Source organism: Maricaulis sp., from assembly GCF_048268525.1.
GTDB lineage: Bacteria > Pseudomonadota > Alphaproteobacteria > Caulobacterales > Maricaulaceae > Maricaulis.
In genome coordinates this window covers 44,685-60,863 of record NZ_JBLWVH010000022.1, presented here as the reverse complement: position 1 = coordinate 60,863, position 16,179 = coordinate 44,685, and the positions used below count along the sequence as shown (strand labels likewise).

The window sequence follows — 16,179 nt, the reverse complement described above, 5'->3', positions numbered from 1 at the left end:
GCACAAGCCGGCGCCGCGCCTGACCCTGCGCGGCGGTTCAGCGGTCGCAGCGCTTGCCGCCTGCCTGACCCCCCTGGCGCTGGGCATGATCATCCCGCTGGGACGACTGGTCTGGCTGGCCGCGCACACCGAAGCCGCGACCGGGCTGGCCGCCGCCAGCTTGCATAGCCTGACCCTGGCCGGCATCACCGCGCTCATCTCTGCCGCCCTGGGCCTCGCTACCGCCTATGCCCTGCGCAGCCGTACCGCCATCGCCACCCTGGCCGCCCGCGCCGCAGGCCTCGGCTATGCCGTGCCGGGTGCTGTCGCCGCGGTCGGCGTGATCGCCATCCTTTCGGGTACGCAGGCGCTGATCGACCCGGCCTGGCGCAGCCTGACCGGCGAGGTCTTCCCGATCCTGCTGACCGGCACCGGTGCGGCGCTGGTCTTTGCCTATCTGTCACGCTTTGCCGCCGCTGCGATCAGCCCGGCCGAAACGGCGCTCGCCCGCGTCACGCCTTCGCTGGACGGCGCGGCACGCACGCTCGGGGCGACGCGCCGCCGCCGCGTCTGGCATATCCACTGGCCGCTGATCGCTGCTGGCGTGACCTCGGCCGGACTGCTGGTCTTTGTGGAGGTCCTCAAGGAATTGCCGGCGACGATGATCCTGCGCCCGTTCAACTATGACACGCTGGCCATCATCGCCCACAATTTCGCCAGCGATGAGCGTCTGGGCGAAGCCGCAATGCCATCACTCCTGATTCCGCTGGTCGCCCTGCTTCCCATGATCTTCGTGGCCCGCTACCTATCCAGACAGGATCGCTAGCCAGAACGCCCCGGGGGACGCCGCATGGCGGACACACGCACAGTGTTGAGCATTCGCGGCGCGGAGCGTCGCTATCGGGCCGACCACGCCGCCCTGGCCGGTGCCGATCTCGATCTGCACGCCGGACGCATCACGGCGCTCCTGGGCCCCTCAGGCAGCGGCAAATCCACCCTCCTGCGAGCCATCGCCGGACTTGAGCGCCTGGAAGCCGGCTCGATCTGCCTTGGCGGCACTTGCTGGAATGACGCCACCACCCATGTTGCGCCGGAAGCCCGCCGGGTCGGCATGGTGTTCCAGGACTATGCCCTTTTTCCGCACATGACCGCCCTGGCCAATGTCGCCTTCGGCCTGACAGGTCCCGACAAGATCGCCCGCGCCCAAGCGCAGCTGGAAGCCGCCGAGCTTGGTCACCGGGCCAAGGCCTATCCGCACGAGCTGTCCGGCGGCGAGCAGCAACGCGTCGCCCTCGCCCGCGCCCTGGCGCCGCAGCCGACCGTGGTCCTGCTTGACGAACCCTTCTCCGGCCTCGATCGGCGCCTGCGCGGCGAGCTGCGTGAACGCACGGTCGACACGCTGCGCGCCGCCGGCACCACCGCCCTCATCGTCACCCATGACGCTGAAGAGGCGATGGCCGTCGCCGACGAGCTGGCCCTGATGGACAATGGCCGCGTCATCCAGACCGGCCCGCCGGATGATGTCTGGATGAGCCCGGTCAGCGCCACCGCTGCGAGACTACTGGGCGATGTCGAAATCATCGAGAGCCGGGTCGCGGATGGTCAGGCGGAAACGCCGTTCGGGCCGGTTGATGCCAACGGGTTCGAAACCGGGCAAGCGGTGAACGTGCTGATCCGCCCGCGGGCCTTCACACTGAGCCTTGATCCCGGAGGCGCCTATGCCATCACACGACGCCGATCAGCGGGCCCGCATCTCACCCACCGCTTCGCAAGCGATGCCGGTGAGTGGACCGCGCAAACTCCGGCACCGTCACCGATCCGCGAAGGTGATCGGGTGAGTGTCGAGCTGGATCCGGTTTATGTGCGGGTCGTGGCGGCGTAGCGCGTCGGCGCACACCTGCCCATACATCACTTGCCGAGAGAACGCCGCATCCGGTTCTTGAGCTCAAGGGGCTTGCCCGCGAAGCGGCGGCTGCGCCGCCCTTGACCTCAAGAAGCGGATGCGGCCCGCTGGCTGACACGGGTTGTATGGATGGGACCGCGCTTGGCGCGATTTAACACTGCAATTGTCATCCCCGCCCCCCTTCGCGGGCGCAGGCTCCTGTCCCGCGAAGGGGGAGCTCAGGGCGGGGCCTGACTGCAGGCAACCACATAGGTCCCTGACTTGCGCCCGGCCTTCGCCGGGCATCCATCAGGGATGACAAGGGGGCTGTATTCCCCCACACAGCAAAACGCCCCCACCGACCGGCAGGGGCGTTTCGTGTTTCGCTTTGCAGCGCCTGGGCGCCTCGCTTAAGCGGCCTATGCCAGCTTGGCAGCGCGCTTTTCCTCGATGCGCTGACGGGCGATCTCGTCGGCGATGAGGTTGGAGGGGCGGCCCTCGGCGTCGGACTGGTCGAGGATCTCGCCCAGGGTCTTTTCCAGACCGATCAGCTTGCCCTTGACCCATTCCGGATTGAAGTCGCCGGCAATCTCGCCCATCACATTGATGATGCCGCCGGCGTTGAGCACGTAATCCGGCGCGTAGATCATGCCGCGCTTGAGGATTTCCGCTCCCATTTCGCGGGTGGAGAGCTGGTTGTTGGCGGCACCGGCGATGATCTTCGCCTTGATGCGGTCAATCGTGTCCGGATTGATCACCGAGCCCAGGGCACACGGGGCGAACACGTCGACATCAAGGTCATAGATGTCGTCCAGGCCGACGATTGTGGCGCCATGCTCGGCTTTCAGCCGCTCGAGACCGTCCTGGTTGATATCGGTGATGAAGAGCTCGGCGCCGGCCTTGGCGAGATGGCCGGCCAGATAGGTGCCGACATGGCCGGAGGCGCCCTGGATGGCGACCTTGACGCCCGTGAGGTCCGACTTGCCCAGACCGCGCTCGACGCAGACCTTCAGGCCGCGGAACACGCCTTCGGCGGTCACCGGCGACGGGTCACCCGAGGCGTCCTTGCCTTCCGGCAGGCCGACAACGTGGGTCGTCGAGGCGCGAACGGCCATCATGTCGTCCGGGCTGACGCCGACATCCTCGGCCGTGATGTACTGGCCGTTGAGGCTGTCCACGGCGCGGCCGAATGCTTCGAACAGCGCCTTGCGGTCAAACGCGCCTTCCGGCTTCATGATCACGGATTTGCCGCCACCGATCGGCAGGTCGGCCATGATGTTCTTGTAGCTCATGCCCTGGGACAGGCGCAGCGCGTCCTGGAGGGCGGCTTCGGAATTGGGATAGGACCACATGCGGCAACCGCCGCAGGCCGGGCCGCTGACCGTCGAATGGACACCGATGATGGCTTTCAGCCCGGTGACTTCGTCGGTCGCGAAAAGAATTTTCTCGTGATTGTCGAAAGACGGATGCTCGAGAACGCTCATGAGCCACAAACCCTTTTGTTCAGCTGGTGCGGCGGCCGTTTCCAGAGCCGCGATTTCGGGCGCCGGAATACCGCTTCAGACGCCAACACACAAGCGGTCAGAAACACCCGAGGAAGGGGTCAGGATAACAATTCTTTCATGCGGCATCGCAGCATCGGGAGAATTATTTCCCCAAACCACGGGTTTTTGCGCAACCAGGCACTATTCCGCCAGGAGGGATGCGGAAGAGGAAGGAAATCCGGCGCATAGCTATCGGCCTGGCGCACCGTTTCGGTCAGCGTTTTGTGCGCCCGCGAACCCAGCCAGAAGCGGGTGGCATACTGGCCGACCAGCAGGGTCAGCCGGACATTCGGCAGGGCTTCACGCACCCGTGCCTGCCAAAGTGGCGCGCATTCACGGCGCGGCGGCAGGTCGCCGCCCTTGGCGTCGAGACCGGGAAAGCAGAACCCCATCGGCACGATGGCGAGCTTGGTCGGGTCGTAGAAGGTCGCCTCCTCGATCTGCAGCCAATCTCGAAGGCGATCACCGGACGGATCGGTGAAGGGCTTGCCAGACGCATGCACCCGTGTGCCCGGCGCCTGCCCGACCAGCAGGATGCGGGCGTCCGCATGGGCCTGGATCACCGGACGCGGTTCGTGCGGCATCTCCCCCGCGCACACACGGCAGGCGCGGATATCCGCCAGCAGAGTGTCGAGATCAGGCGCGGCCAATCCGCCAGACACCCTTGAAGGCCTCGGGATCCTCGACCGGCTTGCCCTTGCGCAAAATGGTCACCTTGCCGGCCTTGGCCAGACGGATGGCGGCCTGGCGGACATGGCCGAACTTGCGATTGAAACGCTCCGGATCGACCGCCTTGGCCACATCGGCGGGCGAGATCGATCGGTTTTCCGGCGCTGCGGCGACCAGCGCCAGGATGATGTCCTCGATCGGATCGGGACCGGTCAATTCGGTTTCAGGCGTTTCGGTCATGCGGGGTCGGCCTCAGCTGGTCTTGGGCGGCAGGGAATAGGTCGCACTGGCATGGGCGATCAAGTCGTCTGTGCCGTCGACCTTGATATCACATTCGGTGACCGCCAGTCGCGAGCCCAGTTTGAGCAGGCGGCATTCGCCCACAACCGGGCCCGGCGGCGCCTTGCGCAGGAAGTTGATATTGAGATTGGTGGTCACCGCCAGCGCCTGCCGTCCGACATGACCGAGAATGACCGCATAGGCGGCAAAGTCGGCCAGGGTGAACAGGGTCGGCCCGGACACCGTCCCGCCCGGCCGCAAATGCTCGGCCCGCGCCTCGGCAGAAACCCGCGCCCGCCCCGGCTCGATGACATCAATTCCAAATCGGATCCCGCCCTGATTCCATTGCGGGAAGACCTGGTCGAGATAGGCGGCCACGGCCGCCGCATCCAGTTCAACCGAGTAGGCCATATCCATACTCCGGCCCTGCCCCCGACCTGCATCGCAGGCGAGACACGGCCGGTCCCTTATTGTCTCATGTCGGTGAGACACTTGCCTTCGCGGGCGCGCGCGGCAAGCCGCAATGCCAGCCCGCCCCAGCCAGCCAACGGACCTGCCATGCGTCGCGATCACCGCCCCTATTGGATGCACCAGGCCTGGGAGAATTTCGAAAACGCCTGGGCGCGCCATTTCGTCTGGCCGCATTTTGCTGAAGTCGGCAGGGAACCCAAGATCGTCCAGCCCTGGGCGCTGGAAGTCTTCGGGCCGAACATCACCGTCGGCGATTATCTCCACGTCATCGCCAACAAGGCGGACCAGATCCGGCTCACTGTCTGGGCCCCGCAGACCCAGGCCGGGCGGATATCGCTGGGTGATCACGTCTTCCTCGCACCGGGTACGCGCATCCTTGCCGCCGGCCAGATCGAGATCGGCGATGCCTGCCTGATCGCCAACAAGGTCACGATCACCGATTGCGACTGGCACTCCATCCATGACCGGGTCGACCCGCAGCCCGAGTTCAGACCGGTCAAGCTTGGCAGGAATGTCTGGATCGGCGATGGCGCCTTTGTCGGCAAGGGCGTGACCATTGGCGACAATTCCGTTGTCGGCGCCCGGTCAGTCGTCACCAAGGACGTCGAGCCCTGGACCATCGTCGCCGGCAATCCGGCGAAGGTGATCAGGCGCATAGACCCCGACGCCCCGATGAAAACCCGCTCCGACCTGTTCGCCGATGCGGAAGGGCTGGACCGTTTCATGGACACGGCCTATCGGCAGTCCCTGGCGGGAAATTCGACGGTGGGCTGGCTGCGCAGCCGGCTGTGGCCGACGCGGGGGGATTGAAGTGGAGCAGGTCCTCGCCCTTGATGGGCGAGGTGGATCGCCGCTCAGCGGCGAGACGGAGTGGGTGATCGAAGGTCGATGCCGGAACGCTGACGCGTTTCACCCCTTCCGACCCGGCGCTTCGCACCGTCCCACCTTCCCCATTAAGGGGAAGGACCTCTACCGAGAGGATCTCTACCGAGCCAACCCATTTTTCCCGGAGGCGCGCCGCGCCATCCGGGATCGACGGGAAACTCATCACTTGCCGGACGGTCCGGTCGGTCCCGGCTCTGCGCCCCGCTTTCGCGGGGCTCCGGCCGGGAAAAATGATGAGGATGAGGTTGGAAAAGCGCGCGAGCGCACATCCGTCCATACATCCCTTGCCGGGACAAAGCCGTATCCGGGTCTTGAGCTCAAGGGTGAAACCGCGAAGCGGCGCTCACGCGCCCTTGACCTCAAGACCCGGATACGGCCCGCTGGCTGACAAGGGATGTATGGGCCGGTGCGCGCCGAAGGCGCTAGCGCTTCAACAACTGCGACAACGCACTCACACATGCGGAAACCACGAGAGCGAGCCCAAAAGCGACTGCGAGAACGTCCAGCAAAGCGACGCTGTCGTTTTTGAACAAGAACAGCAAACTCGCTAACGCGACGAACCAGATAGCGCAACGTTTCAAATACGATGTCACAACTAATCACTTCCCTACCCGAACAACCCCTGCGGCAGCACACCAATCGCGGCCCCGGTCATCAGTGTCGCCAGCGTGCCGGAGATCAGCGCCTTGGGGGCCAGCTGGAGGATGTCCTCGCGGCGTGAGGGGGCGATCGCGACGAGGCCGCCGGTCAAAATCCCGACGCTGGAGAAGTTGGCGAAGCCGCACAGGGCATAGGTCATGATCAGACCGGTGCGCGGCGACAGCTCATCGCCGATCTGGGCCAGGCGGTCATAGGCATAGACTTCATTCAGCGCCGTCTTGAGACCCATCAGCGAGCCGGCCTGGGTCGCTTCCGACCAGGGCACGCCGGCCAGCCAGACAATCGGGGCGAACAGCCAGCCGAGGATGCGGTCGACCGAGAGCGGGGCGCCAAACATGTCGGGCGCCAGGCCCAGCATGACATTCAGCAGCGCGACCAGGGCGGTGAAGACCAGCAGCATGAAGATGATGTTGAAATACAGCCGCATCCCGTCCGACACGCCGGTCGTCAGCGCGTCCATGGAGGAATGATAGATCTGGGTCGGGACCTTTTCCTTGGCCTCGGCCTCCGGCGTCGGTGCCTCGCCCGGCATCATCAGGCGCGACAGGAGGACGGCGGCGGGGACCGAGATCAGCGAGGCGGTGAAGATATGGCCGGCGGCACCGTCGATAATGCCGGAAAGCTGGGAGACGTAGAGCGCCATCACCGAGCCGGCGACGGTGGAGAAACCGACCGTCATGATCAGGAAGAGGTCGGAGCGGCTCATATCGGGCAGGCGCGGCCGGATCAGGACCGGGCTTTCCGTCATGCCGAGGAAGATATTGGCCGCCGCGCCAAGGCTGGCCGAGCCGGACAGGTTCAAGAGGCGCTGGAAGGCAAAGGCGAAGCCGCGCACCAGCACTTCCAGCACCCGCCAGCGCCATAACAGGGCGGACAGGGCCGACAGCACGATGACCATCGGCAAGGCCTGGAAGGCGAACAGGAAGGTGCCGCCGCCGGCGTCCGGGTCGATCTCGAAAGGGATGGCACCACCAGCGAGATAGCCGAAGACGAATTGCGCGCCCTCATTGGTCACCTCCTGCAGCACGGCGACAACGCCGGTCAGCGATTGCAGGAAGGCGCGGAACGGCGCGACGGTGTAGAGCAAGGTGGCGATCACCAGCTGCAGCGCGATGGCACCGATCAGCAGGACGACCGGCAGTTTCTTGCGCGGCCCGAGCAGCCAGGCAATGCCGGCCAGAAGAAACAGGCCCGCAAAGCTGCGGCCCTGCAGCAAAAGATCGTCCATGAAGGTCCCCGCCGGTCAAAGCGGGACCATATTCCGGCCGACCGGGCCGCTGCAACCTCTTGCCACAACGCACGGCCCGCGAAATGCTGCACCGCATGACGCAGCCACCCATCAAACCACCGGTCAGAACGCCCTGCGTGCAGGTGTGCTTCGTTGATCCCAAAGCCCGTTTGTGCGTCGGCTGCTTTCGCACGATGGACGAGCTGGGCCGCTGGACGCGTTACAGCGATGATGAGCGCGAGGCGGTGATGGCTGAACTGCCGCAGCGGGAAAAAGCGTATCAGGTGGCCCGGGCCGCACGTCAGGAGAAGCGATAATCATGCGTCATTCCGCCCTGGGCCAGATCATTGCGCGCCTGGCAATCCCTGCCCTCGCCCTGGCCATTGCCCTTCTGGGCCTGCGCCTGATCAGCTGGCCGCTCTGGGCCGACGTCGCGCCGCTGTTGAAGACGGTGTTCATTGGCGCCGTCCTGACCCTGCTGGGACTGGCGCTCGCGGGCTCGGCGCTGTCACCGGATGGTCACCGGCATCGCAATCTGGTTGCCTGGCTGTCGATCGGCATCGCTGCGGTCGCCGTCAACATCCTCAACCGCGATTATGCCGACTGGCAATATCAGGACCTTTGGGGCGCCGTACCGACCGTGTCGGGCAGCTCAAGCGGCCATGGACGGGGCGTCCAGCTGACGGACGGTGCCATCGTTCTGGAACGTCAGTTTGACGGGCATTTCTACATCACCAGCGAGATCAATGGCGCCGAGATCACCTTCATGATCGACACCGGTGCCACCGGCGTCGCGCTCAGCCTGGCCGATGCGCGGCGTATCGGCATCCGCACGGAGCGGCTGGAATACACGATCCCGACCTCCACAGCGGCCGGACGGTCGATGGCCGCACCGGTGGAGATACGTTCGCTTACCCTGCCCGGCCGAAGCTTCGATTCCGTGCCGGCGCATGTGATGAGCGGTGGTGACCAGTCCCTGCTGGGCATGACCGTGCTGGAGCGTTTCGAGTCGATCGAGATCCGCCGCGATCAGCTGATCCTGCGGTCGAACTAGCCGGCCGCAAGCCAGGCTTCGCGCACCAGCATCACGCCGACAATCACCAGACCGACAGCAAAACAGCGCTTCAGTGTCTTTTCCGGCAGGGAATGCGCCAGCTTGGCGCCGAGCGGGGCGACGAAGAAAGCGCTGCCGGCCAGCAGCGCGAAACCGGGCATGTTCACATAGCCCAGCGAGTACGGCACGGCATCCTGCCCCCAGCCATTGAAGACAAAGCCGATCGCGCCGGGCAGGCCGATGGCGACGCCGAAACCGGCAGCGGTGGCCACCGCCTTGTGGATCGATTTGCCACAAAGGGTCATCAGGGTGACGCCGAACACACCCCCGCCAATTCCCATCAGGGCCGACAGGATACCGATCAGGCCGCCCAGCCCCCAACGCAGAGGGCCGGCGGGCAGGTCGTCGGCCAGACGCCAGTCGGGGCGGCCGAAGAAGAATTGCGCCGACAGGATCATGGCGGTCACGCCAAACAAGCCGGTCAGGAAATTGCCGGGCAGGAGATGGGCGATGCGCGAGCCGATCAGCGTGCCGACGACGATCCACGGCCCCCAGGTTTTCAGCACGGCAAAGTCGACCGCGTCGCGCTTGGCGTGGGCTGCGACGGAGCGGGCCGAGGTGGCGATGATCACCGCCAGCGAGGTGCCCACAGCGACCTGCATGATGCGCGGATCGTCATAGCCCAGGAACTGGAAGGCGAAATACATGGCCGGCACCATCACAATGCCGCCGCCAATGCCGAACAGGCCGGCGATCAGACCGGCAAAGGCGCCGGTCGCCGCCATGGCCACAACCAGGATCCAGATATCGGTCATTCAGGCTGCCTCATCGCGCGGCGACACCGCCGCTTGCGCTTCGTCCAATACATCCAGCCCGGCACCGGCACGGGTGGCCTTTTCCGACAGGATGCGGCGCCACTGGCGGGCGCCCGGCTCGCCGGCATAGAGGCCCATCATGTGGCGGGTGATGTCGTGCAGGCGGCCGCCGTTTTTCAGATACGCGGCGATATAGGGCCGGAAGGCGGCCAGAGCCTGAGAGCGCGTGGCTACAGGGTCGGTCTCGCCAAACACCGCGCTATCGACGCGGGCGAGTATCCACGGCGTGTGGTAGGCGGCGCGGCCGATCATGGCGCCGTCGAGGCCGGCACTCTGCTCGATTGCATGATCGAGGTCTTCCAGACCGCCATTGAGGATGATCTCCAGCTCCGGCCGCTCGGCCTTGAGCCGGTGCACCAGCGCATAATCGAGCGGCGGCACCGAGCGGTTTTCCTTCGGGCTCAACCCTTTCAGCCAGGCCTTGCGGGCATGGACGGCGAAGCTGGTCACGCCGCGCGCCGCGACCGTGTCGACCAGGGTGAACAGCGCCTGCTCCGGTTCCTGGTCATCGACACCGATCCGGCATTTCACCGTCACCGGCACCGAAACGGCGTCCTGCATCGCCGCCACGCAGTCAGCGACCAGTTCCGGCTCCTGCATCAGGCAGGCACCGAAACGGCCGGACTGGACCCGGTCGGACGGGCAGCCGACATTGAGATTGATCTCGCAATAACCAAAGCCTTCTGCCGTCCTTGCGGCCTGAGCCAATTCACCCGGATCGGAGCCGCCGAGCTGGATCGCGACGGGATGTTCCGCCGCATCGAAGCCGATCAGGCGCGCCGTGTCGCCATGGATGATCGCCTTGTCGACCGCCATCTCGGTATACAGCAGGGCGTGCCGGGTCAGGACACGGTGAAAGGCCCGGCAATGCCGGTCGGTCCAGTCCATCATCGGGGCCACCGAGAGGCGGCGGGAAAAGGCGCGAAGCGACGTCATGAGGCGCGACATAGCCTGTGCAGGCCTGCCGGGCAACGCGGCTTGATCGCAATTGCTCAAATCCAACCGGTTCCGTTCACGCGGTTTAAACGCGGACATGATTGGGTAAGGCTGGCGAGGGAGTTATCACATGGCGAAGGCAGTCTTCCACAAGCACCAACGGGTCTTTGTCGGCCCGGTCGGGACCTGGGCCCTGGTCGAGCAGGTCAAGCCCCACTGGGTGAAAGACGTCGAGGAACCGATCCGCGTCGCCTATGATTGCGGGTTGGGACGGGATTTTACCGCCGACGAACTCGCCGCCGAACAGGCCGACAATGTCGAGGCCGGGCACTGGCGCGTCCTGCGGGCAAAGAACAAGTGGCAGACGATCGAGGAGTGTGCCGGGCATCCCTTCCCCGGAACCTTCCCGGTCGTTGTCACCGAAGCGATGGACTGGGGCGGCTGGCGTGTACCGGCGGCCGAATATGATCGCGACCCGCACCGGATCGAGGCCCAGGGGCGCCTGCTGGCCAACAGTCCGCGTCTGCTCGAAATCGCCGAACAACTCGCCGCGATGGCGGGCGAAGACGGCGATCTGCCGCCGGCATTGGCCGAGCTGTCACGCAGCGCCGAGCGCGTGCTCAAGGACATCAATACCAAACCGGGCAAGACCGGCGGCACGCTGCAATCCCACGCCGCATGACCGTTCACGCATCTTAAGGGCGTTCTAACGATTGCCGGGCGACACTCGCCGACCTGTGCACACGATTGGAATGCTCATGTCCCTGGTCGAGCAACGAAACCGCTTTCTGTCATTCGCTTTTGCTTCCGCGGATATCCTTGTGGAAACCGACAGCAAGGGCAGAGTCACCTATGCCGCCGGCGCCATCGCCACGCTCGGTGAACCGCAACTGTCCGGGTCCGGTGAAGACCTCGCGAAACGCTTTGACCGAACATCCCGGCCCATTTTCCAGGCCATCATGCATCGCCTCAAGCCCGGCCGTCGACTGGGCCCGGTCCGCATCGCCATCGGCGGCCGCCAGTGCCGCCTGAGCGGCTGGATGCTTGGCGATGATGAGCGCATCCGCTGGAGCCTGTCCTACGAAGCCTTCGACGCCCCGGACGAACTCGACCCCCAAGCCTTCGAGCGCAGCGCCGAACAGGCGATCGAAAAAGCGCGATCGGCCGGCGTCGACATGGCCATGTCGGTCCTGCGGGTCGATGCCGGCGACGCGCTCGACCGCCTGGTCGGCGAAGCCCGCGCTGCCGCAATCTACCAGTCCATCGCGGCGTCCTGCGCGCTGGCCGTCGGCGATGAAGGCATCGCGCGTCAGGTCGACGAGGAACGTACCGCTCTGATCCACGACCGCACGGTCGACCTGGCCAAGCTGCGGGCCGAGGTCGAAGAGTCACTCGCCGATTCAGGGCTCGACGCGGTCGAGGTCACCATCGACTCGGTCTGCGACGCACCAAACCTCGAGCCGGGTGTGGCCGTGCAGGCGTTTGTCTACGCGATGAATGAAGCGGCGCAGAGCGATCGCGTCCTGGACGTGGCCAGCCTTCAGAAGGTGGCCGAGACCATGATGCACGAGAATGAGCGTCGCCTGACCGAGTTGCGGACCACCATCGCCGGCCGGGTGATCGAGCCGCATGCCCAGCCGGTGGTCAATCTGGAAACGGGTGAGACCCATCACTACGAGCTGTTGCTGCGATTGCCCGACGGCAAACCGGTCCAGGACAGCGTCGGTTTCGCCGAGAGCACAGGACTCATCTACGAAATCGACTACGCGATGACCGAGATCGCAGCCGCCTTCCTGCGCGATGATTTCGATCGCCCGTCCCTGGCCGTGAACCTGTCCGGAAAGTCGCTGACCAACATGGCCTGGGGCAAGCGCTTCCTGGCCCTTTTGTCCGATCTCAAGATCGACCGGAAACGGCTCAGCTTTGAGCTGACCGAGACCGCGACAATCAACAATATCAAGGCCGCCAACGCCATCATCCAGAAGATCCGCGAACGCGGCCACAAAGTGTGTCTCGACGATTTCGGTGCCGGCGCGGCGGGCTTCCACTACCTGCGCGATTTCCCCGCCGATGTGGTCAAGATCGACGGCTCCTATATCAAGCGCTTTGAGACGTCCAAGCGCGATGCGACCCTGTTGAAAGGCATGATCAATGTGTGCCGCAGCGTGGGGGCAGAGACGGTCGCCGAGATGATCGAGACCGAGGCCCAGGCGAAGGCGCTGAAGGCGATGGGCGCGACCTATGGACAGGGTTACTATTTCGGTAAGCCTGCGCCGCTAAACTTGCTGAAAGACCCGAAAAAACATGCGTCCCGGGCGGCGTAACCCAACAAGGTAGACAGACCATGGCCGTTGATTTCAGCCGTGTGCGAATTCTGATCGTCGACGATAACGGCTACATGCTGACTATCCTGCGCACCATTTTGCATGGCTTCGGCATCAAGCAGATATTCGAGTCGAAAGACCCGGCCGACGCCTTCGACATGGTTCGGTCGGACGCCGTCGACATCATCATCACCGACTATCAGATGGAAATCCTGGACGGGCTGGATTTTGTGCGTCTCGTACGGACCGCCGATGACAGCCCCAATCCGCTGGTGCCGATCATCATGCTCAGCGCCTATTCGGAGAAGTCCAAGGTCATGTCCGCACGCGATGCCGGCGTGACGGAGTTTTGCTGCAAGCCGGTGACGGCGAAGGAGATGTTTTCCAAGATCGCCTCGGTGATCAACGAACCCCGCCCCTTCATCCGCAACAAGTCCTATTTCGGCCCCGACCGCCGCCGTGCCAATACCGACGGGGCCGCCTACAAGGGCCCGGAACGACGCAAGTCACGGCAAAAAGTCGGTGCCGACATCGAAGCCAGCGATGACGGCACCGACGCCAGCGCCGGTTGACCGCGCCGAGCCTTTCGATAGCCCGCGTTGACAGGTCGACACCGGCCCGCAATGCACCTTAGTTTGAGACCATGAATCAGATGCGGTTCGATCAACGTCCGTCCAAGGCCCAGGCGGCCAAGGACAGGGCGCCGCAATCCCCGGCCCGGGGATCGCAAGGTCGTGACCGCTCGCCCGGCGATGACGAACCCGCCAGAAAGCGCGGTAGTGGTGCATCCTGGATCATCCTGGCCATGGTCCTGTTCACGCTCGCCTATGGCGGCATCCTGCTGGTCAAGATCCAGCAGGAGCGTGAAATCCTGATCACTGAAGCCGAACGTTCGCAGGCCAATGCAGCCGGCTATCTGGCGGAACGAGTGACCGCCCGCATCGCCGAGGCGCGCTATGCGCTGGCTTTTGCCGCGGCAGACCTGCGCGAGGCGGCGCCGGGTTCGGTCGATGATCTGGCACGGGCCCGTCTGGCTGCCATCAACGGGTCCGAGTTGGTGACCGATGTCGCCCTGCTGCTGCCGGGCGGCCAGGTCATTTCCGAAGGCGCTCCTGTGGACGGCTTGCGCGATCTGGCCGGCGCTGCCCTGGATGCCCCGTCCGGGCTGACCGCCCAGGTCGCCGGCAATGCGGCCCATCTCGTCCTCGCCGTGCCCGCCCCGCTCAACGACGGCACTGTCGGTGCATTTGTTGCCCGGCTGAGCACGGAAACAGCCCTGCCCGACTGGGGCGACGACCGGGTGGTCGCGCTGGCTGACGCAAATGGCGGCATGCTGGCGATCCGGCCCCGTATGCCCAGCGCACGTCCCGGAACGCAACTGGCCGAGCGCTTCGGCCTCCGGCCAGACTTCATCGACACACTGACAGCCGGTGGCGGCGGCGCCACTTCGGATGCGCGCTTCGGTGAGGAGCGTGTGACCTTCGCCGTGGCTCCAATCGCCGGGACCGAGCTGCGCGTCTACGCACTCGGCGCGATGCGGATCAACCAGAGCGCCTGGTACCGGACAATTTCCTTTTATGGCCTGATGTTCATTGCGCCGATTTTCGTCGCACTGGGCCTGTGCGCGCTTGTCTTCATGCAGATGGGCCGCTTGCGCTCCACTCGCCAGCAACTCGAGGACAATGAGCAGCGTTTCCGGGTCGCCATCGAGGGCGCTCGCTGCGGTGTCTGGGACTGGAATCCGGAGGCCGACACCGTCTTTGTCACCGACAGTCTGGCCCGCATTCTCGGCCTTGATGCCGCGACCGAATGCAGCGGGCAGCAATTCCTGCAACTATTCTCCAAACCTGATCGCGAGCGCCTCCGCGCAGCCATGCGAAGCGCCCCCGCCGGCGCTGAAGTGGACCATGAAGTGCTCGCGGCACGGTCCCCGGTCTGGTTGCAAATGCGCGGTCGCATCCTGCCGGGCGGCGAAGTCAATCACACCCGCATCGTCGGCGTCGCCATCGACGTGACGGAACGCAAAGGCGCCCAGGCCCGCGTCGCAGCAGCCGAAAACCGGCTGCGCGCGGCTCTGGAATCGATGTCCGAGAGCTTCGTGCTGTGGGACAGCCGCCAGCGCCTGGTGCTGTGGAACCGCAAGTTCCGTGACCTGTTCGACTTCACCGACGGCATGCTCAAGCCGGGCATGAGCTATGACGCCGTCGAGCAGGCCGCTGCCCGCGCCATCAAGACCGTTCATGGCGGCACCGAAGGCAAGGCCGCCTACGAGATCGAACTGTCGAATGGCCGCTGGCTGCACTATTCAGACCGCCCGACCGCCGATGGCGGCCTGGTCTCGGTCGGCGCCGACATTACCGATCTGAAGCATCACGAGGCCGCCCTCACCGAGAATGAAGCCCAGCTGCGCAAGACCGTCGATGACGTCAAACGCTCCCAGGCCCGCATCGCCGATCTGGCCAAGAAATACGAAGAAGAGAAGATCCGGGCCGAGGAGGCCAATCGCTCCAAGTCTGAATTCCTCGCCAATATGAGCCATGAGCTGCGCACCCCCCTGAACGCCATCAATGGTTTCTCCGAAATCATGATGCAGGAAATGTTCGGCCCGCTCGGGGATGATCGCTATGTCGGCTACATGAAGGACATCCTGTCCTCGGGCCGCCACCTGCTGGAACTGATCAACGACATCCTCGACATGTCCAAGATCGAGGCCGGCAAGATGCAGCTCCAGCCCGAACCGACCGATGCCTCGGAACTGGTCGAGCAGAGCATCCGCATTGTCCGTGGCCGGGCCGAGGAAAAACAATTGAAGCTGCGCGCCGACGTGTCGGACCTGCCGGAGATCGAGGTCGATCCGCGCGCCTTCAAGCAGGTCATGATCAACCTGGTGTCCAACGCGGTGAAGTTCACGCCGGAAGGCGGGCGGGTCACGGTGCGCGGTTTCCTGTCCGGCCTCGGCGTCGCCTTCCAGGTCTCGGATACCGGTATCGGTATCGCCAAGGACGACCTGCCACGCCTTGGCCGTCCGTTCGAGCAGATCGAAAGCCAGCACTCCAAGAGCTTCCAGGGCTCCGGTCTCGGCCTGGCCCTGTCAAAGTCCCTGATCGAGCTGCACGGTGGCACACTGTCGATCGACTCGGTCCTGGGCGAAGGCACCACGGTCTCCATCGTGCTGCCGATCAGCCAGGATCAGCCCATCCCGCGCGATGCCATCCGCAAGGTCACCGACAGCGCCATCAGCGACGAGGCGGCCGACTTCGTCGATGACGACGTCGACACGCATGCGCCGCTCGGTCTGTCGGCCGGGCTGCCGTCCGATGACGGTTTCGATGTTGATGATGAATTCGTGGACAGCGAAACACCGGCGCGTCTGGCGGCCGGCGAATAGGACCC

The 16,179-nt window shown here is 64.9% G+C and carries 16 protein-coding genes; 9 read left to right on the top strand and 7 right to left on the bottom strand.

What is annotated here, in order from left to right; all coding sequences use genetic code 11:
• Both ACN0X9_RS11850 and ACN0X9_RS11845 read left to right on the top strand, forming a co-directional pair.
• Positions 1–805 (top strand): ABC transporter permease (locus tag ACN0X9_RS11850; RefSeq protein WP_417487784.1); only part of this gene is annotated, 805 nt, incomplete at its 5' end.
• A 24-nt stretch (positions 806–829) separates the two neighbouring features.
• The gene (locus ACN0X9_RS11845) at positions 830–1,861 is read left to right on the top strand and encodes an ABC transporter ATP-binding protein (RefSeq protein ID WP_417487783.1); all 1,032 of its coding nucleotides are present in this window, start codon (positions 830–832) and stop codon (positions 1,859–1,861) included.
• Between the two features lie 419 nt (positions 1,862–2,280).
• On the opposite strand, the gene ACN0X9_RS11840 is transcribed toward ACN0X9_RS11845, so the two are convergent.
• The 4 genes from ACN0X9_RS11840 to ACN0X9_RS11825 all read right to left on the bottom strand — a co-directional run bounded on the left by ACN0X9_RS11840 (position 2,281) and on the right by ACN0X9_RS11825 (position 4,770).
• Positions 2,281–3,345: a Leu/Phe/Val dehydrogenase gene (locus tag ACN0X9_RS11840; RefSeq protein ID WP_417487782.1), complete on the bottom strand. Its 1,065-nt coding sequence runs from the start codon at positions 3,343–3,345 to the stop codon at positions 2,281–2,283.
• 119 nt (positions 3,346–3,464) lie between these two features.
• Positions 3,465–3,989, bottom strand: coding sequence for a uracil-DNA glycosylase family protein (locus tag ACN0X9_RS11835; protein WP_417487781.1), 525 nt, complete (start codon positions 3,987–3,989; stop codon positions 3,465–3,467).
• Between the two features lie 52 nt (positions 3,990–4,041).
• Complete coding sequence (locus ACN0X9_RS11830; protein WP_011642901.1) at positions 4,042–4,314, bottom strand: DUF3253 domain-containing protein; 273 nt, start codon at positions 4,312–4,314, stop codon at positions 4,042–4,044.
• A 12-nt stretch (positions 4,315–4,326) separates the two neighbouring features.
• Complete coding sequence (locus ACN0X9_RS11825) at positions 4,327–4,770, bottom strand: PaaI family thioesterase (protein ID WP_417487780.1); 444 nt, start codon at positions 4,768–4,770, stop codon at positions 4,327–4,329.
• A gap of 141 nt (positions 4,771–4,911) precedes the next feature.
• On the opposite strand from ACN0X9_RS11825, the gene ACN0X9_RS11820 reads away from it, so the two are divergent.
• Positions 4,912–5,634 (top strand): acyltransferase, encoded by a 723-nt coding sequence (locus tag ACN0X9_RS11820; protein ID WP_417487779.1) that lies wholly within the window; start codon positions 4,912–4,914, stop codon positions 5,632–5,634.
• A gap of 682 nt (positions 5,635–6,316) precedes the next feature.
• Here ACN0X9_RS11820 and ACN0X9_RS11815 read toward each other — a convergent pair.
• Entirely contained in the window at positions 6,317–7,597 is a 1,281-nt protein-coding gene (locus ACN0X9_RS11815) for a NupC/NupG family nucleoside CNT transporter (protein ID WP_417487778.1), read from the bottom strand.
• Positions 7,598–7,680: 83 nt separating this feature from the next.
• On the opposite strand from ACN0X9_RS11815, the gene ACN0X9_RS11810 reads away from it, so the two are divergent.
• On the top strand, positions 7,681–7,914 hold the full coding sequence (locus ACN0X9_RS11810; RefSeq protein ID WP_417487777.1) for a DUF1289 domain-containing protein: 234 nt from the start codon (positions 7,681–7,683) through the stop codon (positions 7,912–7,914).
• A 2-nt stretch (positions 7,915–7,916) separates the two neighbouring features.
• A complete protein-coding gene (locus ACN0X9_RS11805; protein WP_417487776.1) occupies positions 7,917–8,651 on the top strand; it encodes a retropepsin-like aspartic protease family protein in 735 nt (244 codons plus the stop codon).
• On the opposite strand, the gene ACN0X9_RS11800 is transcribed toward ACN0X9_RS11805, so the two are convergent.
• Together ACN0X9_RS11800 and dusA are read right to left on the bottom strand one after the other, a co-directional pair.
• Entirely contained in the window at positions 8,648–9,466 is an 819-nt protein-coding gene (locus ACN0X9_RS11800; protein ID WP_417487775.1) for a sulfite exporter TauE/SafE family protein, read from the bottom strand. The two genes, ACN0X9_RS11805 and ACN0X9_RS11800, sit on opposite strands and share 4 nt — an antisense overlap.
• Positions 9,467–10,462 carry a tRNA dihydrouridine(20/20a) synthase DusA gene (gene dusA, locus ACN0X9_RS11795; RefSeq protein ID WP_417487774.1) on the bottom strand — a complete coding sequence of 332 codons (996 nt, stop codon included), beginning with the start codon at positions 10,460–10,462 and terminating at the stop codon, positions 9,467–9,469.
• 130 nt (positions 10,463–10,592) lie between these two features.
• On the opposite strand from dusA, the gene ACN0X9_RS11790 reads away from it, so the two are divergent.
• The 4 genes from ACN0X9_RS11790 to ACN0X9_RS11775 all read left to right on the top strand — a co-directional run bounded on the left by ACN0X9_RS11790 (position 10,593) and on the right by ACN0X9_RS11775 (position 16,174).
• On the top strand, positions 10,593–11,144 hold the full coding sequence (locus tag ACN0X9_RS11790) for a hypothetical protein (protein ID WP_417487773.1): 552 nt from the start codon (positions 10,593–10,595) through the stop codon (positions 11,142–11,144).
• A 76-nt stretch (positions 11,145–11,220) separates the two neighbouring features.
• On the top strand, positions 11,221–12,786 hold the full coding sequence (locus tag ACN0X9_RS11785) for an EAL domain-containing protein (protein WP_417487772.1): 1,566 nt from the start codon (positions 11,221–11,223) through the stop codon (positions 12,784–12,786).
• 20 nt (positions 12,787–12,806) lie between these two features.
• Positions 12,807–13,358 carry a response regulator gene (locus ACN0X9_RS11780; protein WP_417487771.1) on the top strand — a complete coding sequence of 184 codons (552 nt, stop codon included), beginning with the start codon at positions 12,807–12,809 and terminating at the stop codon, positions 13,356–13,358.
• Between the two features lie 71 nt (positions 13,359–13,429).
• Positions 13,430–16,174 (top strand): PAS domain-containing sensor histidine kinase, encoded by a 2,745-nt coding sequence (locus tag ACN0X9_RS11775; protein WP_417487770.1) that lies wholly within the window; start codon positions 13,430–13,432, stop codon positions 16,172–16,174.
• Positions 16,175–16,179 lie beyond the last annotated feature (5 nt).

Bases quoted from the DNA above. Each gene is read 5' to 3' on its own strand.
- ACN0X9_RS11835 (WP_417487781.1), bottom strand. From the start codon at position 3,989: ATGCCGCACGAACCGCGTCCGGTGATCCAGGCCCATGCGGACGCCCGC.
- ACN0X9_RS11780 (WP_417487771.1), top strand. From the start codon at position 12,807: ATGGCCGTTGATTTCAGCCGTGTGCGAATTCTGATCGTCGACGATAAC.
- ACN0X9_RS11810 (WP_417487777.1), top strand. From the start codon at position 7,681: ATGCTGCACCGCATGACGCAGCCACCCATCAAACCACCGGTCAGAACG.
- dusA (WP_417487774.1), bottom strand. From the start codon at position 10,462: ATGACGTCGCTTCGCGCCTTTTCCCGCCGCCTCTCGGTGGCCCCGATG.
- ACN0X9_RS11840 (WP_417487782.1), bottom strand. From the start codon at position 3,345: ATGAGCGTTCTCGAGCATCCGTCTTTCGACAATCACGAGAAAATTCTT.
- ACN0X9_RS11820 (WP_417487779.1), top strand. From the start codon at position 4,912: ATGCGTCGCGATCACCGCCCCTATTGGATGCACCAGGCCTGGGAGAAT.
- ACN0X9_RS11775 (WP_417487770.1), top strand. From the start codon at position 13,430: ATGAATCAGATGCGGTTCGATCAACGTCCGTCCAAGGCCCAGGCGGCC.
- ACN0X9_RS11825 (WP_417487780.1), bottom strand. From the start codon at position 4,770: ATGGATATGGCCTACTCGGTTGAACTGGATGCGGCGGCCGTGGCCGCC.
- ACN0X9_RS11815 (WP_417487778.1), bottom strand. From the start codon at position 7,597: ATGGACGATCTTTTGCTGCAGGGCCGCAGCTTTGCGGGCCTGTTTCTT.
- ACN0X9_RS11830 (WP_011642901.1), bottom strand. From the start codon at position 4,314: ATGACCGAAACGCCTGAAACCGAATTGACCGGTCCCGATCCGATCGAG.
- ACN0X9_RS11800 (WP_417487775.1), bottom strand. From the start codon at position 9,466: ATGACCGATATCTGGATCCTGGTTGTGGCCATGGCGGCGACCGGCGCC.
- ACN0X9_RS11785 (WP_417487772.1), top strand. From the start codon at position 11,221: ATGTCCCTGGTCGAGCAACGAAACCGCTTTCTGTCATTCGCTTTTGCT.
- ACN0X9_RS11845 (WP_417487783.1), top strand. From the start codon at position 830: ATGGCGGACACACGCACAGTGTTGAGCATTCGCGGCGCGGAGCGTCGC.
- ACN0X9_RS11790 (WP_417487773.1), top strand. From the start codon at position 10,593: ATGGCGAAGGCAGTCTTCCACAAGCACCAACGGGTCTTTGTCGGCCCG.
- ACN0X9_RS11805 (WP_417487776.1), top strand. From the start codon at position 7,917: ATGCGTCATTCCGCCCTGGGCCAGATCATTGCGCGCCTGGCAATCCCT.